The sequence below is a fragment of the Rhizobium sp. 32-5/1 genome, from assembly GCF_029537235.1.
GTDB lineage: Bacteria > Pseudomonadota > Alphaproteobacteria > Rhizobiales > Rhizobiaceae > Pararhizobium.
This window is the reverse complement of sequence record NZ_CP120638.1, coordinates 2,329,395-2,348,741: the sequence shown is the minus strand read 5'-3', so window position 1 is coordinate 2,348,741 and position 19,347 is coordinate 2,329,395. Positions and strand designations below refer to the sequence as shown.

Below are 19,347 nucleotides of genomic sequence, written 5' to 3'. Positions count from 1 at the left end.
ATCCGCGGATCAACGCGCATAGAAGGATGAACGGCATGGCCCATCTCGATAGGCAACGCGCCATGCGGCTGATGCAGGCAGCACGCCTCGACGCGCTTCTTCTGCTGACGCCAGAGAGTTTTGCCTATGCCACGGGGGCACCGGCCGGTGTGGCCACCATGTGGAGACGGGCGGGTGCTGTGGCGGCGATCGTTCCCGCGGACCCGACAATCGACTGCGCAGCCGTGGTCACCGACCTGTTCGAGGCTGATTTTCGGGCATCAAGCATGATCCATGACATTCGCGTGCATCCCATCTGGGTCGAAACCGGCGACATTCGCGGTCTGGACGGCACGGTCGCAACGGACGAAGCACTCATCCGACAGGCCTGGGAAAAACAGGGGCGGGCGCCGGGCTTCGCGAGACCAGAGACCTTCGATCCCACAACCGGATTCCGTCTTGTGGCCGAATTGCTGGCCGCACGGGGATTGGCAAAAGCCCGCATCGGCGTCGAATTCGACAGCTTGTCGGTCACCGACTTTCATCTCCTGTCCGCCACCCTGCCGGATGCGGAGCTTGTCGATGCCTCAAACCTCGTACAGCGGCTGAAAATGATCAAGTCGCCTCAGGAGATCGGCTTTCTGCGTACCGCGGTGGAACTTGCCGAAGCTGGCATCGAGACCTTGCGCGATGCGATCGCGATCGGCGCGAGCCGCGACGGTCTCGCGGCCGCCTGGAAGGCGGGCGTCGATGCCGAGGTGACACGACGAGGTGTCCACAATCTCACCGGTAGCTGGGAATATGTGTCGGTCGGCGAAAATCCTTGGACAAAAGGCGGCGAAGTTGCGCCGGGCGCCCTGATCAAGGTCGATGTCGGCTGCCTCGTTGCCGGCTATACATCTGATACCGGCCGGACCTTCGTTGTCGGCGAACCTTCCCGCATGCAGGCTGCGCTGTTCGATGCGCTCCGGCAGGGCTTCGAAGTCGGGCTTGCGCTGCTGAAACCGGGCAACCTGTTGAAGGATGTGCACCAGGCCACCAGCCAGGCCATCGGCCGCGCCGGCTTCCCCGGTTATACGCGCGGTCATTTCGGCCATGGGCTGGGTGCAAGCCTCGGCAGCGAGGAATGGCCATTCATCTCGCGCGACGCCGATATTGCCATCGAACCCGGCATGGTACTCGCCTTCGAAACGCCCTGGTATGTCGATGGTGTCGGCGGCATGATCATCGAGAACCAGTACCTGATCACCGAGACGGGTTACGAAGCCATGAACCGGCTGCCGACGGGGCTGGTCGTGGTTTGAGCGAAACCGGACGCAATCGCCGCGGCTAATTCAAGGTCGGCGCGGAACCGAGCTGTTTCCGCCTGTTTGCGGTCGGCGTCGGGAATGCGCAGCAGATAGGACGGGTGCACCGTGACCAGAAGCGTTTGATCCGGACCGAAGGATTGCGCAGTTCCGCGCAGGTTCGAAAAGCGCTGGCTTGCATCTGTCAGCGCTGTGAGAGCCGTCGCCCCCAACGCTACCACAAGCTTCGGGCGGACGAGGTCCAGTTCCAGCTTGAGCCACCATTTGCAGTGCTGGACTTCACCGATATTCGGCTTTTGATGAATACGGCGCTTGCCGCGCGGCTCGTATTTGAAATGCTTGACTGCATTGGTGACATAGGCGGTGCTGCGATCCAGCCCAACCTCGGCCAGCATGCCGCCGAAGACCTTGCCGGCAGGGCCGACGAAAGGGCGCCCCGCCAGGTCCTCCTGATCGCCCGGCTGTTCGCCGACGAACATCACGCCGGCATTATCAGGCCCTTCGCCAAAAACAGTCTGCGTCGCCCGGCAATGCAGCGGACAGCGGGTGCAGCTACGCGCTTCCTCGCGCACGGCATCCAACGTTCCGGGCGCCGCTTCCGGTTCATTTGAAACAACACTTGCCGCGGCCGATTGCAGCCTTTCATGAAACAATGGCGGCTGGCTGGCCGCACGTGCCGCCATGGCCGCGACCGAGGCTTCGGCGCCAGCGATCAGGCCGGGAATAAGCGCGGCTTCCGGCAGGTTCTTCCAGTATTTCTTCGGCATCTCCGCCTGCATGGCCTTCACCTTCAGCCGTGCCGGATTGAAGATGTTGGAGAAATAGGTCCGCCAGAGCGCATCCGTTGCGTCGTCCAGCATCGGGTTTTCCGCCGGATCGTCGGAGACCGTCAACGCGTCCCCATTCCATGCAGCCGACCCTTTCGGCGTGGCGACGATCCAGTCCATATCGGTAAACCGACGCTGGAAAAATGGTGCCGTGCGCGCGACGATGTGATAATCCGGCTCGAACCATGCCAGAAACCGGCGACGGCCACCCTGCCCGGACACGCCATCGATTTCCTTGAACCGCACGAAAGCCTTCATCTTGTGGCTGTCGCGCCGCACCGATTTTTCGAGCCCATAGGCTCGCGCCACATCGGCATCGGAGGGGATGGCCAGCAGATTGCGTTCCTGTTGCAGACGCCAGAGCAGGCGGTAAAGCAAATCAAAGCGCGCCGGATCGGAATGACAGATGATCGACTCGGCCAGAAGCACGAAAGCACGTGGCACGGCAAGGGTCTGTCCGCCGCCCGCCGGCAAAGGCAGGTTATCGGTCGCATCCGCCGCGAAAAGGTCACCGACCGCACCCGCTTCCTCCACCCAGTCGATCTCCCGTGGCGGAATTCCTGCATGGAGTAGGGCCCGCGCCGGCCGTCGCCAGACCTCGAAATCGCCTTTCCCTTTCAGCGTGATGCGTTGCATCAAAAAGAGCCATCTGCTGTGGTTGGGGTTCGAACATGGCGCGCAAGTCGGTCCTGTCGATCAGACGGTGCGGTGACCAACCCTCGGCGACGATGAAGGACTGGACCTTTTTCAGCGAGACCTTTAGCCGGGCCAGGTCCTCCAGCCTCAGACGCCTGTAGCGTCGCGCCGAAAGAATGCCGTTCACCGCTTTTGTGCCCAGCCCCGGCACACGCAACAGCATTTCGCGTTCCGCATGATTGATGTCGACCGGGAACCGGGCGCGGTTGGCCAGAGCCCAGGCAAGCTTCGGATCGAGCGCCAGATCGAGCATGCCGCCCGGCTGACTGGCCGTGATTTCCTTGATGTCGAAGCCGTAGAAGCGATAGAGCCAGTCCGCCTGATAAAGCCTGTGCTCACGCATCAAAGGAGGTTTGATCAGGGGCAGGTTCTTCGACGCATCAGGGATAGGGCTAAAGGCAGAGTAATAGACGCGCCGCAGCTTATAGCTGCCGTAGAGCCGGGCGCTGGTGCCGAGAATGACGCTGTCATTCGCGTCATCGGCGCCGACGATCATCTGTGTGCTCTGGCCTCCGGGCACAAAACGCTTGCGGCGTTTCGTCTGTAGCGTCGGGTCGTTCGCCGCCTCGATCTTCAGCCTAAGGTCGCCCATCGACCTGCGAATGCCGGCCGGACGCTTTTCCGGAGCCAGCCGGGTTATCCCGGCATCGGTCGGAAGCTCGACATTGATCGAAAGCCGATCCGCATAGAGCCCCGCCTCCTCGATCAGGAGCGGCGACGCCTCGGGGATCGACTTCAGATGGATATAGCCCCGGAAATTATGGGTGGTGCGCAGTTCACGGGCGATACGCACCATCTCCTCCATCGTGTGATCGGAGGACCGGATGATTCCGGAGGATAGGAACAGCCCCTCGATATAGTTGCGGCGATAGAATTCCAGCGTCAACCACACGACCTCCTCGACGGAAAACCGGGCACGTTCCACATTGCTCGACGAGCGATTGATGCAATAGGCACAATCATAGATGCAGAAATTCGTCATGAGAATTTTCAAGAGCGAAATGCAACGACCGTCCGGCGCATAGGCATGACAGATCCCCATGCTTTCGGTTGATCCGAGTCCGCCAGACCTGGTCGAGTCCCGTTTGGTCGTGCCGCTTGATGCACAGGAAGCATCATATTTCGCCGCATCCGAAAGAATGGCCAAACGTTCATTCATCGTCTTCTTCATAACTGTTCATGGTATGTTCTTTGCGCGCTCTGGTCAATTAGAAAAGCCCGATTGCACGGAACGAATGCCCGCCCGACCCGTTAATTGAGCGAACCTACCCTTTATGAACGACAGAAGGAGCTGGCATTATGCCTTCCATTCAACAATCGAAAATCCTCATTCTCGCCACCGACGGTTACGAGCGCTCCGAACTGCGGGTCCCGCTGGACGAGTTGAAGAAGCGCGGTGCTGACGTCAAGATCGCATCGATCGAGGCAGGCAGCATCAAGAGTTGGGACAACAAGGATTGGGGCGACAGTGTCGATGTCGACATTCTGGCAAGCGATGTCAGCGTCGAAGATTTCGACGGGCTGGTGCTGCCGGGTGGTCAAATCAATCCGGACATTCTGCGCCATAATGAGGACGCCATGTGCGTGGTTCGCGCATTCGTCGAGATCCGGCAAAACAGTTGCTGCTATCTGCCACGCACCCTGGTTGCTGATCGAGGCGGATGCCGTTCGCGGCCGCAAGGTTACCTCCTATGCCTCCATCAAGACGGACATGCAGAACGCCGGCGGCAACTGGGTCGATGAGGCAGTCGTCACCGACAAGGGCATCATCACCTCCCGTAATCCAGACGACTTGCAGCCCTTCGTTGCCAAGATCGTCGAGGAAATCGAGGAAGGTCTCCACGAACGACACGCCGCTTGATCAACCCCATCGCTTAAAGAGAGGACCGTTAATGGTCGACCTGTCGAAAACAAACAAAGACCCCTTGCAGCAGCTCTGGGATATTCTGGAAGATACCCGCGCCGGCATGCTTGGCGTCGAGGATTCCGGCCAGCCTATGCAGCCGATGGCACCGCAATTGGAGAAGGAAAGCAACTCCGTCTGGTTCTACACCCGCTCGGACAGCGATCTCGTCAAGGCGGTCCATGGCGGCGGGCGTGCGCAGTTCTGCGTCATCAGCAAGGATCACGACTACCACGCCTATCTTGCTGGCTCGATCAGCGAAAACAAGTCGCGCGAGCACATCGACAAGTTCTGGTCGCCGGTGATTAGCGCCTGGTTTGAAGGCGGGAAGGACGATCCGTTGCTGACAATGCTTCAGCTAAAGCTTGATGATGCGGCGATCTGGGCATCATCAAACAACACGCTGCGCTTTGGCTGGGAAATGGCCAAAGCCAACCTCACCGGCAAGGAGCCGGATCTGGGCGTACGCACGCATATCTCTCTGCCGCATCAATAGGGCCGACCTCATCGCAACGGCGTCGGCGGTTTGCCGCTCTCACAGCGCGGCCCGTTTGCGGACTGGCGCCGTTGCTTTCGCGTCCCGCCTTGCCGTGCGCAGGGTGGGACGTTTCGTTTGTCCTTCAATAGGACGGTTCGTTTTGTCTTCAAAGAAAAATAAATCGGCCGAGGACCAACAACTTCGAAGGCGGCGGGCGGACCGGGGTTTTCCTTTGGTTTCCAATGTGGTGCAAAGGGAGACCACATCCTTTCCGCAGGAGTCGAGATGACCGCCGCCTTTGACAAAACCGAACTTGCCCGCCTGCTCTACAAAGCCGATACCGAGGGCAAGCGCCTGGTGTCGGCCTCCTTCCCATTCCTGGCAGTGATGCCGACGCGCTGGCAACGCAGCAAGAGACATTGGCGCTGAGCAGCTGGGCAGCCGGTGGTTACAAAGTGGCGATACGACCCGGTGGAATATCGGTCTCCGCTCCGATGGCCCATATTAGCTTTGCATCCCACGAGGGCAAGGCGACGTTCGAGCGTCCAGTAGTCGATGCCGTCGAAGTCGAGATCTGCTTCATTCTAGCAACGCCCCTGACGCCGCGTGGCCCGGACGGGTATACACGTGCTAGCGTGCTGGACCATGTTTCCGCCATTCACGCAGGCATCGAGTTTCTCGCCCACCGGCTGGATGACGGCAGCAAATCGCAGCCGCAGCTTTTCCTTGCCGATCGGCTTGGCAATGCCGGCTATGTACTCGGCGAGCAACTGGATGTCGCTTCGATCGAACCGGAATTGAGCTATCCGCTCACCGTCATCGCGGATGGCGAGACCTTGTTTGCCGGCCCCGGCAAACACCCCTTCATCGATCCTGTCGCTGCCCTGCTCGCCTTTGCCAACGCGCTGACACAGGAGATTCCGGCCGGCCAGATCATCACCACCGGCAGCCTCTGTGGCCCGGTCACCATGCCGCACAATGCGGAGATCGTCGTCAGCGGCTTTGCGACCTTCACCGTTCAGGTGCGATCGACTGCCCACCCTGACTGACGTTACCGCGGCTGGCTATCGCAGCCAGGTCCCATAATCGGAAACAAGAAGATGGACGGGGTCCTCGTCCTCTTCGATACCGGAAAACCGGGACACGCGCGGATCCTCGAAAATATTGTCAATCGCGTCGTCATTGACGGTCGAGACCTCGGCGACGAAGACGTCCGCCTCCTCCGCCCAAAAGGCATGCCAGTCGCCCGGCATCAGTGTGACGCTTTCACCCGGAGACAACCGCAACCGGTGGCCCGGCGGAAAACTCCGCGCGATGCCGTCCATGGCGACGGTCACACCTTTTCGCGGTCGCAACGGCCATCCGTATCTCCGAAAAGCTCGACAACCAGCGTGCCGCCACCGCGATTGATGATGTCTTCCGCCTTGAGATCGTGGCGGTGCATCGGCGTCACCTGGTCCTTGCGCGAAATCATCGCCTTTTCAGCATAAAGCATGCCGCGACCCTGCTTTAGATCGTCGATCCGGCCGTTGCGTGTGGTGAACAGGAGCAGCCCGTTGCCGGCAAAATCGCCCAAGCCGAAATCGGTGATGTCCCAGCCGAGGCCGGCGCCGGTAATGCCGGCGATCTCTGTCTTGCGCGCCACCATCTCTCCAGGCGACCACCACGCAAAGGGCGGCAGGATATAACCGAAGCCGCGTATGAAGGCTTCGCTTTCACGAATGATCGCGTTGATCTGGCTGCGTTTCATCGTGGTCATCTTTTCTCTCCCGCGGCCTCTACCGCACACCGATACCGGCCGTCAGACCACCATCGATGCGGTGGTCGGAGCCGGTGATGAATCCTGCCTTGTCGGAGGCAAGAAAGGCCGCGAGCGCTGCCACTTCCTCCGGTTCGCCGATACGGCCGAGCGGATGTGCCGCGCCGAAACGCTGAAAGACAGCGTCGATGTCCGCATCCGGCCCCTCGAAGGTCCGGGCTGCAAGTTCGAGGATCGGGGTTCGCACAGAGCCCGGACTGATGGAGACGACACGGATGCAATCGGCCGCGAAGTCGAGCGCCATGGCCCGCGTCAACGCATGGATCGCCCCCTTGGAAGCGACATAGGCGGAAACCCCGCTCTGGCACGCATGGCCCTGCACGCTCGACAGATTGACGATCACCCCGCCGCCACGCCTGCGCATCTCCGGAACCCCGAATTCCGCCGTCAGATGGATCGATCCGACATTGACCGCCATGCAGCGCATGAAGGCGTCGAAAGACGTCGTCTCTGCTGTCCCGTAAGGGTGTACGGCGGCTGAGTTGACGATGATGTCAAGCCCGCCAAACCGTTCGACCGCGGTTGCAATCGCGGCGCCGACCTCCGCAGGCACCGAGACATCGGCCTGAAGCACGACGAGATCCAACGCTTCCACCCTCGCGACGCCCTGCAGGGCCTGATTGGCCGCCTCGTCAATTCCCAGCACCGCCACAGAGGCCCCTTCGCGGGCCAAGTGCAGCGCCACGGCCCGGCCGATCCCGGTCGTGCCGGTCACCAGCGCGATCCTGCCTTCAAACTCGCTCATCGTCCGTCGTCCTCCATACCCGCATTGCCGTCGGTCACGGTCCGGCCGGCCAGCGGAATGAATTCCAGTCCGGCATCAAGATGCCGGTTCATGTGATAGACGAAAGCGATCCGGTCGGCCTTGCGCAGGGACTGAACGATCGCCGCATGCTCGGCGACAACGCCTTCCAGGGCCAGGCGCTGCGACTTTCCGGCCAGCATCAGACGGCGGATGACCGGCTTCAGCATACCATAGGTCTCCGACAGCGTGCGATTTCCGGCCGCTTCGACCATCAGCCGGTGAAACTGGAAATCAAGATCGGAGGCTTCCTCCGGTGTCTCTGCCTTGCCGATCCGGGCGTTGACCGCATCCATCTCATCCAACGTATCCTCACTAACCCGGCCGACCAGCAGATCGAAAAGGTTCATTTCGGTCAGCCGCCGATAGCCTTGAATATCGCGAAACGCATCGACAGAAATATCCATGGCGAAGGAGAAAAGATCGCGCATCGCTACATGATGCTGATCGGTGAGAACGGCGCCTACCTTCTGGCGGGATTCAGCCACGCCATAGGCCTTCAGCGTCCGGAAGGCTTCGCGCACGGTATTGCGGCTGGCGTCGAACATGACGGCAAGCTCACCTTCGCTTGGAAGCACATCGCCAACGGTCAGTCCACGATCCCGGATGAGGCCACGAATATGCTGGACCATGCCATCCACCGCCGATGCCCGCCCACCGCTTTCCATCTGCTTGCCCGTTCGTTTGGCCCTGATAACCGAATCATATGCCCAACATAATAAACCAAGCAATCAAAAACTCTTGATTTTATCGGCATTCATCAGTGTATTGTCCTACATTAACGGAATGGAGACGACGGATGCTCGAAAGCTGGCGATGGTTCGGACCGGAAGATCCGGTGACGCTTTCCGATGCGAGGCAGGCCGGCGCAACGGGCGTGGTCACCGCCCTGCATCATATTTATGACGGCCGTGCCTGGACACTCGATGATGTTGCCGAGCGCATGGCGCTTGTGCGCAAGACTGGCATGCAATGGGCCGTCTGCGAATCCATCCCGGTCGGCTCGTCGCTGAAACTGCGCGACGCCCACTGGCGGCGCACACTGGATGCCTGGAAAACCAGCCTTGCCAATCTCGGCCGCGGCGGCGTGCCCGTCGTCTGCTACAATTTCATGCCGGTGGTGGACTGGACGCGAACCAACCTGATGTATCCGACCGAAGCCGGCGGATATGCGCTCCGCTTCGATATGATCGACTTCGTCGCCTATGATGTCTTCGTGCTGAAACGCCATGCCGCGGAGGACAGCTACGGCGCTGATGTCATAGAGGCGGCCCGCAAGCGCCTTGCGGTAAAAAGCGAAGACGAGATCCTGACGCTGGAACGGAACATCATCGCCGGCCTTCCCGGTGGCGAGGACAGCCACACCCGCGAAACGATCCGCGGCCATATCGCGGCCTTTGACAGCGTCTCCGACGCGGACATGCGGGGCAATCTGGTCGAATTCCTGAGTGAGGTCGTCCCTATCGCGACCGAAAACGGCGTGCGGCTCGCCATCCACCCGGACGATCCGCCCTTCCCGCTGTTCGGCCTGCCGCGCGTGGTCTCAACACCGGATGACGTGCAGACGATCCTCGACGCTGTCGACGATCCCGCCAACGGCATCACGCTTTGCGCCGGCTCCTACGGTTCGAGACCGGACAATGACGTCGTCGCCATGGCGAAACGCTTTGCCGACCGCATCCATTTCGCCCATTTGCGCAACGTCGCGAAGGAACCGGACGGCTCCTTCATCGAATCCGAGCATCTGGCCGGAGACGTCAACATGGTCTCGCTGATCTCGGTGCTACGCGGTGAAGAAAAGCGCAGGCAGGCGGAGGGCCGCGCAGACTGCGTAATCCCCATGCGCCCCGACCATGGCCATCTCCTGATCGACGACCAGAACAAGAAGGTCAATCCCGGCTATTCCTGTATTGGCCGACTGAAGGGCCTCGCCGAACTGCGCGGTGTCATCGCCGCCGTCGATCAGTTGGGTTGACGTGGAGATCGTTACAATCACGCCGTCAGAAAGATTGGATCGCCTGTTGCCCAACCAAGTCGCAAAGGTTGCGCCGAGCCGCAGGTCACGATAGCGCCTTCATCCGGCTTGACTGCTTTGTGGAAGAGCCCACAAAAATTGGCAAAATCGTCGAACCATAGTTTCGTCGGCGAAAAGGAATGGACAATCATGGCAGCCTCATCTGTCTTAAAGCGCTGAGATTCGATGACCGCCGATGCCGCTCGATGGAGCAACTGATACCGGATGTGCAACGGCAGCGGATTGCCCAGACCGAGTAAGTCACATATCGCCTGCAGGCGAATTGCCTTGCCTTTGGATGGCGTAGCCAGCCACTCACCGAGTGTCGGGCCAAAGGGTTCGCTGACTTTGCCCTCTATTGTTGCAGCGCAGGTTCGATCATTATAACGCAGCAATAGGAAGACATCATTCTGACTGTCGCGGCCTCCACCGGCCAAGGGCACTCTGTACTCGGGAATAGCCAGAAGCAATTCGCAAGGTGCTGGGAAGAATGCGGCAACTTCCGGCGGAAGCCCGTCGCTCGCATGCCAACTGTGTGCCAGGGTCTTTGCCGAATACCCCGAACGCCATTGTTTCTCAGGTTCGGCAAGGAGTTTCTGCCAGTCGGGCGGCCCCGCACTTGGAACGAAAATCCGCGCCCTTCCAAGCTTACCTTCTTTTGCCAATTTCCGCTCCTTAATTGCTAGCGCGCCATCCAGCGTTCGATGCCCGCTGCTGCGGCCTTACCCGTTGCGAAACAGGCCGTCAGCAAATAGCCACCGGTTGGGGCTTCCCAGTCGATCATTTCGCCTGCGACGAAGGTGCCGGGCAGCGCTTTCAGCATGTAGTTTTCGTCAATCGCGCTCCAGCGCACGCCGCCAGCTGACGAGATCGCCTCGGCGATCGGGCGCGGGCGGAGGACCGGAAGGGAAAATGCTTGATGAGGCCGGCCAGCCTTTGCGGATCGCGGCGGTCGGCATCGCTCGAAAACTCACGAAGCAATGCGGCCTTGACACCGTCGATGCCTGCTCCCTTTCGCAGCCGGTTGGAGAAGCTTGCCTTGCCATCCTGTTTTGATAGATCCTGCACCAAACGCGCCAGTGTGCGGCCCGGCATCAAATCAAGCATCAGGGCTGCGGAGCCATTTTTCTCAAGGTGCTCCCGCAGACTGGCTGCATGGGCATAGACGAGGCTGCCTTCGATGCCGTGCCGGGTGATCACGAACTCTCCGGTAATGGCCCCGACCGCCGAAGTGGCGCGAACGGACTTGACGGGCACGCCTGCAAACCGCTCGCTGAACAGATCACTCCAGCCGACATCGAACCCACAATTGGCGGGGCGCAAGTCGGCAATATCGACGCCGCGGTCCCGCAACCAGGGCACCCAGGCCGCATCCGAGCCGAGCCGCGGCCAACTCGCGCCACCGAGCGCCAGAAGGCAGGCATCGGCTTCGACCACCCTTGCGCCCTCCAGCGTCTCGAAGCGGCAGCCACCGTCCACAAATCCTGCCCATCGATGCCGGGTCAGGATAGTCACACCTTGGCCTTCCAGCCGCCGCAACCAGGCCCGCAAAAGCGGAGACGCCTTCATCGTCGTCGGAAAAACCCGCCCTGAAGAGCCGACAAAGGTTTCCGTACCGAGCGTCTGCGCCCAGGCACGCACCGCCGCGGCTGGATAGGCGTCGATGGATGACAAAAGGCGCGCTCCGGCCTGGCCGAAGCGTGACAGGAAACGCTGATGATCCTCGGAATGGGTGATGTTGAGACCGGACTTTCCCGCCAGCAGGAATTTGCGCCCGACCGTTGGCATCGCCTCATAGATCGTAACGGCATGTCCCGAGGAAGCGAGAACCTCCGCCGCCATCAGCCCCGCCGGCCCGCCTCCAATAACCGCAACCCGCCCCATCAGTCACCCGCCGTCATACCCGCAAACTTACCTCTTATACCGATCGGCTGCCTAGGCAAGAACACGGTGCAATCCAAAGCTCAGATATTCGGCTGACTCTGTGCTTCTTGCCCCTCGTTCATTTGGCTGCCTTAAAAGCCGTCCCGAGTGTTGACACGACTTAATCCGCTGCTTGTCTTTGGTGACATGGATGGCATCAGGCGTCGCTCGCTTGGCATACTAACGCACAATCGGACCGTCCGGCACCGTGCCGACAAAAGCGGCTGACGATGGATCATGTTGCCTCAGTTGAACGTATGGCTGAAGCCTGCGTTGCGCAGTACTGAGATTGGAGATTCTCGTCTGTAAGCTTGTTTGGTGCGTGGCCACACTTTTGTTTCGGGTCTTGATGAGAGATTGTTGCGAGGTGTTTCAGCCAGCGCCTGCTGATGACGCCTTCTACGCACCCTGATCCGTGCGGCTGCGCGCACGGCAAAACTGTCGGTCACGGTGACAGACGTACCGTCGGTGAGGCGCTCATAGAAATCGTTGACGCCCGGATTGAGCAGTCTCACGCAACCCGAAGACATGTCCGTGCCGATGCTCCACCATTCCGGCGATCCATGAATACGTGAGCGTGTCATGCCCGTTGTGATAGAGATAGAGCGCCCTTGAGTCGAGCAGCTTCCTGGTGCCCGGCTCCACGCCGCCATATCTCTGAGCACTCTTTAGATCGTAGCGCGACCTGTGCTTTTCGAGATCGGGAAGCCTTCAGCACCGACGCCGGCTCGAAAAGGATCCCGAACTATGATGAAGGCAAGGCAAGAACCGGATTGTCTTCAACGGTACGGCGAAGATCAGGGCTTACGAGGACAACTAAAGGGCAGAGCCTTCGCCAGGCGCCACCTTTTCAAATGGTAGCATATTGCGAGCGATTTGCTTGGACCGCGATACTGGCAGACCGTGGAAGTAGCCGCGACCATTGTGGATCGAGTAGAGCGGCACGTATTCAGTCAACTGATCGTCGGTCATGACGGCATTCCGCATATTGTCGAGTATATAATATCTATCGCCGCCCGAAACTGAGAGCACGGCATGATAAAAGCGGCGTTTTTGATCGTAGAGAACCACAATGGCCATGTCTTCCATGCTAACGCCGCCAGCGTGCAGGGCTGCCATTTTCAGAATCGCGAAATCTTCGCAATCGCCAGTCTGGCGCTTGAGCGTTTCGCTGGGCATAGCCCAACTATCTGTCGTTTTATAGGTGTCGATGTCGCGGCTATAGCGAATGGCATTGTTCACCGTTGCATTGATGTCGTTCAACTTGTCGCGCAAGGACGATTGAGCGACACGGGAGTAGGCCGCTTTGATTGAAACCGCCGCCGCGTTGCAGTTCTTCGCTTCACAGTTCAACGCCGAACCATCCGCAATTTGGCTAAACGAAGGCCGGAACTTTTTGAGCGCGCCGAGGCGCTTCAGCGGAAAGGCGACTGTGCCGAATACCGCTTTTGTTGCCGAGGTTGTCGGCGTTTTCCTTTCTTTTGATCGTACAGCGCTTGGGCTAACCACGATGGTCGGGATGCCCCCGGTTTGAATGCGGGCCTCCAATGCCTCAATCTGCACTTCGACCGCTTTTAAATATATCGTACCGATTTGGTCCCTTAACGTGTGCGCAAAATATAAAAACATAGGCGAAATTACAGAAGAATGACCGGAAGAATAAAAATCTTCATGGACTTCATTTTTTATGAATTCATCTCCGGACTTTGCTGATGAGAAGCCAGGGAACGCAGTAAAGGCCAAAGCAACGGCTAAAGCATATCGCCTAATGTTCTTTTTCATTTTCTAAAGCCCTCCTGCGATAGGAGAAACACTAGAGCAGACCGATAAAATTACCGTGTCGATTTTTGGAATCGGACGAGAACCTGCGCCGCCGCCGATGCGTTTCGGCAATCTGATCTGAAAAAGGTAGATGCCGCCGCTTCTTACCAGATAGAGCCCGGAGGATCGCTTTTTAAGCTTGCGATTCCGTTTCTTCCCGGAAATCATTTCCGCATCCGGCGATACATCGGACTGTACATGGCGCGATACAATGCGCGATACATTCATGACTGAACTTCCCTTTTGAGGGCAATCGGTCAGGAATTTACGAGGAAACCCGAGGGCTTGCGGGTAATTGAGGAAGAGTGACCCAAATTTTGGCGGAGAGGGTGGGATTTGAACCCACGATACCCTTGCAGGTATGCCGCATTTCGAGTGCGGTGCGTTCGACCACTCTGCCACCTCTCCGGATATGCTGGTCGGCGCCGTCAAGCGCGAGGCGGTTCATAGCGGCAGTTTTGCGCGATGACAAGGGGCATGTGACAGGAATATGCAGCGACTTCCGGGCTTTGATCTTGACAGTTGTGAAGACTTCCCGTAATCCGCGCCACTGAAGTGGTGTGGCATGTCCAAACCGCGCAGGGTATCTATTGTGCCCTTTCACCGGCAAGGCCTGAAACCCTTGTCATGTCCGACTGAAGAAAAAGACGGCCTCGCCTTGCGTGAAGAGCCGGAACGAACATGAAAGGATAAAAAATGTTCGCAGTCATCAAGACCGGCGGTAAACAGTACCGCGTGGCCGCCAACGACGTTCTGAAGATTGAAAAATTGGAAGGTGCCGTCGGCGATACGATCGAATTCACCGAGATCCTGATGGTCGGCGTCGGCGCCGATGCAACCATCGGTGCTCCGTTTGTCGAAGGTGCCGTTGTCAGCGCCGAAGTTGTGGAACACGGCCGCGCCAAGAAGGTCATCGCCTTTAAGAAGCGTCGTCGCCAGAACTCCAAGCGCACCCGCGGTCACCGCCAGCACAACACGACCGTCCGCATTCTGGACATCGCTGCTGTTGCCGGCGCGAAGGCGAAGAAGGCTTCCAAGAAGTCTGAAGACGCTGCCGTCGAAGCTGCGAACTGAGACAACGGATCTAAGGTTTAAAGGAGACATCCCATGGCACACAAAAAAGCTGGCGGTTCCTCGCGCAACGGTCGCGATTCCAACTCCAAGCGCCTTGGCGTAAAGAAGTTCGGTGGCGAAGTCGTTATTCCGGGCAACATTATCCTGCGCCAGCGCGGTACGCAGTGGCATCCGGGCGCCAATGTCGGCCTCGGCAAGGACCACACCATTTTTGCACTTACGGCCGGCAATGTGAACTACCGTACGAAGGCCAATGGCCGCGTGTACGTGTCTGTAATGCCGAAAGCCGAAGCAGCGGAATAAGCCGGTAGCGCTCTAAAACAGCCGGCGTCTCATCGACCCGGCTGACCGCATCTGGTTCAGACCAAGATCAAAGGGGAGATGGGGCAATGCCCGATCGCCCCTTTTTCACGTCTTGGAGGACGAACTATGCAAACCGAATTGTTGAGGGAAGACCAATCCCGGTCTCCCATATCGCCCTCGCCAGAGGAACGGCTGAGGCCGGAACGGTCAAGGACCGATTGCCCGATATTGTTGTCGCCCAGGCTCGTTTTACGCGGCCCCCACGAAGACGATATCGACGCCCTTGCCCATCTTGCCAACAACGCCAATATCGCCACCATGGTTTCGCGCATGCCGCACCCGTACACGGTGGCCGATGCTGCGGATTTCGTACGTCGTACGAAGACGGGCGCGATTGGCAAGTGCGTCTATGCGATTACCAAAGCGGATAATGGCGCATTTCTGGGTTGTTGTGGGATCGAACCGCATCCCGACGGCAAGACGGCGGAGCTCGGCTACTGGCTGGGCGAACCACACTGGAACAGAGGCTATGCCACCGAGGCTGCGCAGGCTCTGACGGACATGGCCTTTCGCACGCGGGACATCGACCAGATCGATGCGCGCTGCCGGGTCATGAACGTCGCTTCAAGGCGGGTCATCCAAAAGTGCGGCTTCCAGTTCCAGGGCTCCGGCATGGTCGATAGCCTGGCGCTCGGCGGCACCATCGCGGTCGAATGGTACAGGCTCGACCGCAAGACCTGGATGTCGCTCAGAAGCTGGGGAGGTCAACGATGAACACGCTGGCTTTCCCTCGGCCGAAGCAGGCTGTTGTTCGTCCCGAGCCCGGCCCTTGCCCGGTCATAGAGACGGAACGGCTCGTCCTGCGGCCGCACCGGCTATCCGATGCCGAGGCGATCGCCCAGTCGCTGGGCGACTACCAGGTCTCGCGCATGCTGGCGCGGGTGCCCGTGCCCTATCACCGGCAGGATGCCCTCGACTGGCTGGTTCGCCAGACGGCGGGCGTTCTGCCAGGCTGGACGCTCGCCGTCACGACTGGCGACGATGTCCATATCGGCTTCGTCGGTCTCGAGCTGCGGCATGGCCAGTGGCATCTCGGCTACTGGCTGAACCGCTACTATTGGGGCAGGGGCTATGGCGGCGAGGCGGCGCATGTCTCGATCGAACGGTTCTTCATGCGTATGCCGGAAACGGCCCTGCATTCCGGCGTCTTCGCCGACAATGCGGCATCGCTGAAGCTGCAGCAGAAACTCGGTTTCGAGATCACCGGCTGCACGCAGGTCTATGCGCTGGCCCGGGCAGGCATGGTCAGCCACATAGAGACAAGGCTTACAGCCGCCGATCTGCGCAGACCATAACCCCAACCAAACAGAAATAACCGGCCGCCGCAACGCGGCCGGTTGGATAGCTCAATACCTACAGCATACCAAGGAACTGTTTCAGCTCCTGAGTCTGCGGATTGGAAAAACGTCCCCCGGCGGGCCGATCTCGTGAACACGGCCCTGGTGCATGAAGACGACGCGCGAGCAGACATCGCGCGCGAATTTCATCTCATGGGTCACCATCAGCAAGGTCATGCCTTCGTTCGCCAACTCGCGGACCACGGCCAGCACTTCGGCCACGAGTTCAGGATCGAGCGCCGAGGTGATCTCGTCGCACAACAATGCGATCGGTTCCATCGCCAGCGCGCGGGCGATGGCAACGCGCTGCTGCTGGCCGCCAGACAGCTCATCGGGATAGGCATCGAATTTTTGGGCAAGGCCGACACGATCGAGCATCTTGCGGGCCATGGCTTCCGCCACCGGCCTTGCCGTCTTTTTCACCACGGTCTGGGACAGGATGACGTTGCCACCGACCGTCAGATGCGGGAACAGGTTGAACTGCTGGAAGATCATCCCGACCTTCAGCCGCAACGTCTTCAGATGCAGCTGGTCGTCGAGCAGCTGAGCCCCGGCGACCGAAATCGACCCACCACTGATCATTTCAAGACCGTTGATACAGCGGAGCAATGTTGATTTTCCAGACCCGCTCTTGCCGATGATGGCAATGACTTCGCCGGGCTGGACGTCGAGATTGATGCCTTTTAGGACTTCGTTCGAGCCGAAACTCTTGCGGACCTCAGTGATTTCGATGAGCGACATTGAGCTTCCTTTCCAGCATCTGGCTGCTCTTGGACAGGGGCCAGCAGAGCGCGAAATAGATGAGAGCGACGAGACCGTAGACCGTGAAGGGCTGGAACGTGGCGTTGGTGACCACAGTGCCGGCTTTTGAAAGCTCGACGAAGCCGATGATCGATGTCAGCGCAGTGCCTTTGACAACCTGCACGGAGAAGCCGACCGTAGGAGGTACGGCGATCTTCATGGCCTGCGGCAGGATGACGTAGCGCATCTGCTGCAGCCGTCCCATGCCAAGGCTGGCAGACGCCTCCCACTGCCCCTTGGTAATGGCCTCGACGCAACCGCGCCAGATTTCCGCCAGGAACGCGGCTGTCCACAAGATGAGGGCCAGTCCCGCGGCGAGCCAGGCCGGCACATCGATCCCGAAGAGACCAAGACCGAAGAATGCAATGAACAGCTGCATCAAGAGCGGCGTTCCCTGGAAAAGCTCGATGTAGCAGCGCGCAAAAACCCGCACGGCCTTTCGGCTGCTGATGCGCAGGAACAGAAGAAGGAGACCGACCAGCCCGCCGCCGACGAAGGACACAAGCGACAGGAGAATGGTCCAGCGTGTGGCAAGCAGCAGGTTTCGCAAGATATCCCAGAGCGTAAATTCTGTCATCGCGTCGCCCTCCGGGGAAAGATGAAGCCGCCGATGACGGCAAGGATTTGCCGCAGCAGGATGGCCAGAACCAGATAGATGAGCGTCGAGACCATGTAGGCCTCGAAAGCGCGGAAGGTCCGTGACTGGATGAAATTCGCCGCGAATGTCAGGTCCTCGGCGGCGATCTGCGAAACGACGGACGAGCCCAGCATGACGATGACCACCTGCGACGACAGCGCCGGCCAGATCCGCTGGAGGGAAGGCACCAGCACCACGTGGCGAAAGGTTTCGAACGGCGTCATGGCAAGGCTGGCACCCGCTTCGAACTGGCCCTTGGGCGTCGACTGAATGCCGGCCCGGATGATCTCGCAGCTATAGGCGCCGAGATTGACCACCATGGCGATATTGGCCGCCTGCAGCTCGCCCAGTTGCAGGCCAAGCGACGGCAGGCCAAAAAAGATGAAAAACAACTGGATCAGGAACGGCGTGTTGCGGATGAGCTCGACATAAGCTGCGACGATCGGCTTCAACCAAGTCGGACCGAGCGCACGCGCCCAGGCACAGGCAATTCCCAGCGCTATGCCGAGCACGGCGCCAATGCTGATGAGTTGCAGCGTGATGCCGATGCCCTTGACGATCTCCGGATAATACTGGGCGAGCCAGTTGAATTGGAATTGGTAACTCAAGGCGGTTTCCCCTCTGCTGAATACGCGATGACGGTGCCATCCCGAAACGGTTGCGGGATGGCAGGTCGCTGCAGAAGCCGATCAGAGATCGGCAGGAACGTCGCTTCCCAGCCATTTCTGGGCGATCACATTCATCGTGCCGTCGGTCTTGGCTGTCGCGATGATCGCATTGACCTTTTCCAGCAAGGCCGGCTCGCTCTTGTTAAGGCCGATATAGCAGGGTGAGTTCTTGATCAGGAACTTCAGTTCCGGACGCTTGGGTGGGTTTTTCGCAAGAATAGCCGCGGCAACGACGTTGCCGGTGGCGACCAATTCGACCTGTCCCGACAGGAAAGCCGAAATCGTGCCGTTATTGTCCTCGTAGCGCTTGATGGTCAGATCGGCCGGTGCGATCTTGGTCAGCTCAAGATCCTCGACGGCACCGCGGGTCACGCCGACCACCTTGCCGGACAGGTCTTCGACCTTGGCAACGGCAACATCGGCGGGCGCGAAAACACCGTTGAAGAACGGCGCGTAGGCTGTCGTGAAGTCGATGACGGCTTCCCGTTCAGCATTCTTGCCGAGGCTGGAAATAACCAGATCGACCTTGTTCGTCTGGAGATAGGGAATACGGTTGGCGCTGGTAACAGGCACGAGTTCAGCCTTTACACCGAGCTTTTCGGCGATCAGGTTGGCCATATCGATATCGTAGCCCATCGGCGCCATGTCGGTTCCGACACTTCCGAATGGCGGGAAATCCTGTGGTACCGCCACGCGGATCGTGCCCCGGGCTGTAATATCGCTGAGGGCATCGGCATGCGACACAGTCGAAAGTCCTAGCGTACCGGCAAGGACGGCAGCGGCGATCAAGAAGTTTTTGGCAAACATTCGGGTTATTCTCCTTTTGAGTAGGCAGAATTGCTTTTGGGGTTACTCTGGATGACTGTTCCGGCGGAAGGCGACGAAACGGTCTTGGGTG

18 protein-coding genes, 1 tRNA gene and 6 pseudogenes are annotated in these 19,347 nt (G+C 59.4%); 10 read left to right on the top strand and 15 right to left on the bottom strand.

Annotated elements, in window-relative coordinates; translation table 11 throughout:
- Positions 1–35: 35 nt before the first annotated feature.
- Positions 36–1,283, top strand: coding sequence for a Xaa-Pro peptidase family protein (locus P6U16_RS12040; RefSeq protein WP_277700788.1), 1,248 nt, complete (start codon positions 36–38; stop codon positions 1,281–1,283).
- On the opposite strand, the gene P6U16_RS12035 is transcribed toward P6U16_RS12040, so the two are convergent.
- On the bottom strand, positions 1,238–2,749 hold the full coding sequence (locus tag P6U16_RS12035; protein WP_277700787.1) for a UdgX family uracil-DNA binding protein: 1,512 nt from the start codon (positions 2,747–2,749) through the stop codon (positions 1,238–1,240). The two genes, P6U16_RS12040 and P6U16_RS12035, sit on opposite strands and share 46 nt — an antisense overlap.
- 4 nt (positions 2,750–2,753) lie before the next feature.
- A pseudogene (locus P6U16_RS12030) lies at positions 2,754–3,980 on the bottom strand (putative DNA modification/repair radical SAM protein); the annotation flags it as partial.
- A 128-nt stretch (positions 3,981–4,108) separates the two neighbouring features.
- Between P6U16_RS12030 and P6U16_RS12025 the strand changes: the two are divergent.
- The 4 genes and pseudogenes from P6U16_RS12025 to P6U16_RS12010 all read left to right on the top strand — a co-directional run bounded on the left by P6U16_RS12025 (position 4,109) and on the right by P6U16_RS12010 (position 6,239).
- Positions 4,109–4,670, top strand: a pseudogene (locus tag P6U16_RS12025) (type 1 glutamine amidotransferase domain-containing protein).
- A gap of 31 nt (positions 4,671–4,701) precedes the next feature.
- Complete coding sequence (locus tag P6U16_RS12020) at positions 4,702–5,208, top strand: pyridoxamine 5'-phosphate oxidase family protein (RefSeq protein ID WP_277700786.1); 507 nt, start codon at positions 4,702–4,704, stop codon at positions 5,206–5,208.
- A gap of 267 nt (positions 5,209–5,475) precedes the next feature.
- Positions 5,476–5,619 carry a hypothetical protein gene (locus P6U16_RS12015; protein ID WP_277700785.1) on the top strand — a complete coding sequence of 48 codons (144 nt, stop codon included), beginning with the start codon at positions 5,476–5,478 and terminating at the stop codon, positions 5,617–5,619.
- Complete coding sequence (locus P6U16_RS12010; protein WP_277700784.1) at positions 5,610–6,239, top strand: hydratase; 630 nt, start codon at positions 5,610–5,612, stop codon at positions 6,237–6,239. The genes P6U16_RS12015 and P6U16_RS12010 overlap by 10 nt, the downstream gene beginning before the upstream one ends.
- 15 nt (positions 6,240–6,254) lie before the next feature.
- On the opposite strand, the pseudogene P6U16_RS12005 reads toward P6U16_RS12010, so the two are convergent.
- From P6U16_RS12005 to P6U16_RS11995, 3 genes and pseudogenes are all read right to left on the bottom strand, one after another.
- Positions 6,255–6,940: pseudogene (locus tag P6U16_RS12005) on the bottom strand (D-lyxose/D-mannose family sugar isomerase).
- Between the two features lie 28 nt (positions 6,941–6,968).
- Positions 6,969–7,754 (bottom strand): SDR family oxidoreductase, encoded by a 786-nt coding sequence (locus P6U16_RS12000; protein ID WP_277700783.1) that lies wholly within the window; start codon positions 7,752–7,754, stop codon positions 6,969–6,971.
- The gene (locus P6U16_RS11995) at positions 7,751–8,443 is read right to left on the bottom strand and encodes an FCD domain-containing protein (protein WP_277700782.1); all 693 of its coding nucleotides are present in this window, start codon (positions 8,441–8,443) and stop codon (positions 7,751–7,753) included. The genes P6U16_RS12000 and P6U16_RS11995 overlap by 4 nt, the downstream gene beginning before the upstream one ends.
- Before the next feature lie 167 nt (positions 8,444–8,610).
- Between P6U16_RS11995 and uxuA the strand changes: the two genes are divergently transcribed.
- Positions 8,611–9,786, top strand: a complete 1,176-nt coding sequence (uxuA, locus tag P6U16_RS11990; protein WP_277700781.1) for a mannonate dehydratase — start codon at positions 8,611–8,613, stop codon at positions 9,784–9,786.
- Positions 9,787–9,803: 17 nt separating this feature from the next.
- Here uxuA and P6U16_RS11985 read toward each other — a convergent pair whose 3' ends face one another.
- The 6 genes and pseudogenes from P6U16_RS11985 to P6U16_RS11960 all read right to left on the bottom strand — a co-directional run bounded on the left by P6U16_RS11985 (position 9,804) and on the right by P6U16_RS11960 (position 13,977).
- Positions 9,804–10,490 carry a hypothetical protein gene (locus P6U16_RS11985; protein ID WP_277700779.1) on the bottom strand — a complete coding sequence of 229 codons (687 nt, stop codon included), beginning with the start codon at positions 10,488–10,490 and terminating at the stop codon, positions 9,804–9,806.
- 17 nt (positions 10,491–10,507) lie between these two features.
- Positions 10,508–11,709, bottom strand: a pseudogene (locus tag P6U16_RS11980) (TIGR03862 family flavoprotein).
- 284 nt (positions 11,710–11,993) lie between these two features.
- Entirely contained in the window at positions 11,994–12,263 is a 270-nt protein-coding gene (locus P6U16_RS11975; protein WP_277700778.1) for a hypothetical protein, read from the bottom strand.
- Positions 12,264–12,564: 301 nt separating this feature from the next.
- Positions 12,565–13,530, bottom strand: a complete 966-nt coding sequence (locus P6U16_RS11970; protein WP_277700777.1) for a transglutaminase-like cysteine peptidase — start codon at positions 13,528–13,530, stop codon at positions 12,565–12,567.
- Positions 13,531–13,533: 3 nt separating this feature from the next.
- Positions 13,534–13,797, bottom strand: a complete 264-nt coding sequence (locus P6U16_RS11965; RefSeq protein ID WP_277700776.1) for a hypothetical protein — start codon at positions 13,795–13,797, stop codon at positions 13,534–13,536.
- Between the two features lie 90 nt (positions 13,798–13,887).
- Positions 13,888–13,977: transfer RNA gene (locus P6U16_RS11960), tRNA-Ser, on the bottom strand.
- A gap of 288 nt (positions 13,978–14,265) precedes the next feature.
- On the opposite strand from P6U16_RS11960, the pseudogene rplU reads away from it, so the two are divergent.
- The 4 genes and pseudogenes from rplU to P6U16_RS11940 all read left to right on the top strand — a co-directional run.
- A pseudogene (rplU, locus tag P6U16_RS11955) lies at positions 14,266–14,568 on the top strand (50S ribosomal protein L21); the annotation flags it as partial.
- A 108-nt stretch (positions 14,569–14,676) separates the two neighbouring features.
- A complete protein-coding gene (gene rpmA / locus P6U16_RS11950; protein WP_158476700.1) occupies positions 14,677–14,946 on the top strand; it encodes a 50S ribosomal protein L27 in 270 nt (89 codons plus the stop codon).
- 126 nt (positions 14,947–15,072) lie between these two features.
- Positions 15,073–15,720 carry a GNAT family protein gene (locus P6U16_RS11945; protein WP_277700775.1) on the top strand — a complete coding sequence of 216 codons (648 nt, stop codon included), beginning with the start codon at positions 15,073–15,075 and terminating at the stop codon, positions 15,718–15,720.
- Positions 15,717–16,301, top strand: a complete 585-nt coding sequence (locus P6U16_RS11940; RefSeq protein ID WP_277700774.1) for a GNAT family N-acetyltransferase — start codon at positions 15,717–15,719, stop codon at positions 16,299–16,301. Before P6U16_RS11945 ends, P6U16_RS11940 begins: the two co-directional genes overlap by 4 nt.
- Positions 16,302–16,359: 58 nt before the next feature.
- Here P6U16_RS11940 and P6U16_RS11935 read toward each other — a convergent pair.
- From P6U16_RS11935 to P6U16_RS11920, 4 genes and pseudogenes are all read right to left on the bottom strand, one after another.
- Positions 16,360–17,084 (bottom strand): annotated as a pseudogene (locus P6U16_RS11935) (amino acid ABC transporter ATP-binding protein).
- Complete coding sequence (locus tag P6U16_RS11930; RefSeq protein WP_277700773.1) at positions 17,062–17,721, bottom strand: amino acid ABC transporter permease; 660 nt, start codon at positions 17,719–17,721, stop codon at positions 17,062–17,064. Before P6U16_RS11930 ends, P6U16_RS11935 begins: the two are co-directional and overlap by 23 nt.
- Positions 17,718–18,389, bottom strand: a complete 672-nt coding sequence (locus tag P6U16_RS11925) for an amino acid ABC transporter permease (protein WP_277700772.1) — start codon at positions 18,387–18,389, stop codon at positions 17,718–17,720. The genes P6U16_RS11930 and P6U16_RS11925 overlap by 4 nt, the downstream gene beginning before the upstream one ends.
- Before the next feature lie 81 nt (positions 18,390–18,470).
- On the bottom strand, positions 18,471–19,256 hold the full coding sequence (locus P6U16_RS11920) for a transporter substrate-binding domain-containing protein (protein WP_277700771.1): 786 nt from the start codon (positions 19,254–19,256) through the stop codon (positions 18,471–18,473).
- Positions 19,257–19,347 lie beyond the last annotated feature (91 nt).

Bases quoted from the DNA above. Each gene is read 5' to 3' on its own strand.
- uxuA (WP_277700781.1), top strand. From the start codon at position 8,611: ATGCTCGAAAGCTGGCGATGGTTCGGACCGGAAGATCCGGTGACGCTT.
- P6U16_RS12015 (WP_277700785.1), top strand. From the start codon at position 5,476: ATGACCGCCGCCTTTGACAAAACCGAACTTGCCCGCCTGCTCTACAAA.
- P6U16_RS11970 (WP_277700777.1), bottom strand. From the start codon at position 13,530: ATGAAAAAGAACATTAGGCGATATGCTTTAGCCGTTGCTTTGGCCTTT.
- P6U16_RS11930 (WP_277700773.1), bottom strand. From the start codon at position 17,721: ATGACAGAATTTACGCTCTGGGATATCTTGCGAAACCTGCTGCTTGCC.
- P6U16_RS11940 (WP_277700774.1), top strand. From the start codon at position 15,717: ATGAACACGCTGGCTTTCCCTCGGCCGAAGCAGGCTGTTGTTCGTCCC.
- P6U16_RS11945 (WP_277700775.1), top strand. From the start codon at position 15,073: ATGCAAACCGAATTGTTGAGGGAAGACCAATCCCGGTCTCCCATATCG.
- P6U16_RS12020 (WP_277700786.1), top strand. From the start codon at position 4,702: ATGGTCGACCTGTCGAAAACAAACAAAGACCCCTTGCAGCAGCTCTGG.
- P6U16_RS12040 (WP_277700788.1), top strand. From the start codon at position 36: ATGGCCCATCTCGATAGGCAACGCGCCATGCGGCTGATGCAGGCAGCA.
- P6U16_RS11965 (WP_277700776.1), bottom strand. From the start codon at position 13,797: ATGAATGTATCGCGCATTGTATCGCGCCATGTACAGTCCGATGTATCG.
- P6U16_RS11995 (WP_277700782.1), bottom strand. From the start codon at position 8,443: ATGGTCCAGCATATTCGTGGCCTCATCCGGGATCGTGGACTGACCGTT.
- P6U16_RS11920 (WP_277700771.1), bottom strand. From the start codon at position 19,256: ATGTTTGCCAAAAACTTCTTGATCGCCGCTGCCGTCCTTGCCGGTACG.
- P6U16_RS12035 (WP_277700787.1), bottom strand. From the start codon at position 2,749: ATGCAACGCATCACGCTGAAAGGGAAAGGCGATTTCGAGGTCTGGCGA.
- rpmA (WP_158476700.1), top strand. From the start codon at position 14,677: ATGGCACACAAAAAAGCTGGCGGTTCCTCGCGCAACGGTCGCGATTCC.
- P6U16_RS12000 (WP_277700783.1), bottom strand. From the start codon at position 7,754: ATGAGCGAGTTTGAAGGCAGGATCGCGCTGGTGACCGGCACGACCGGG.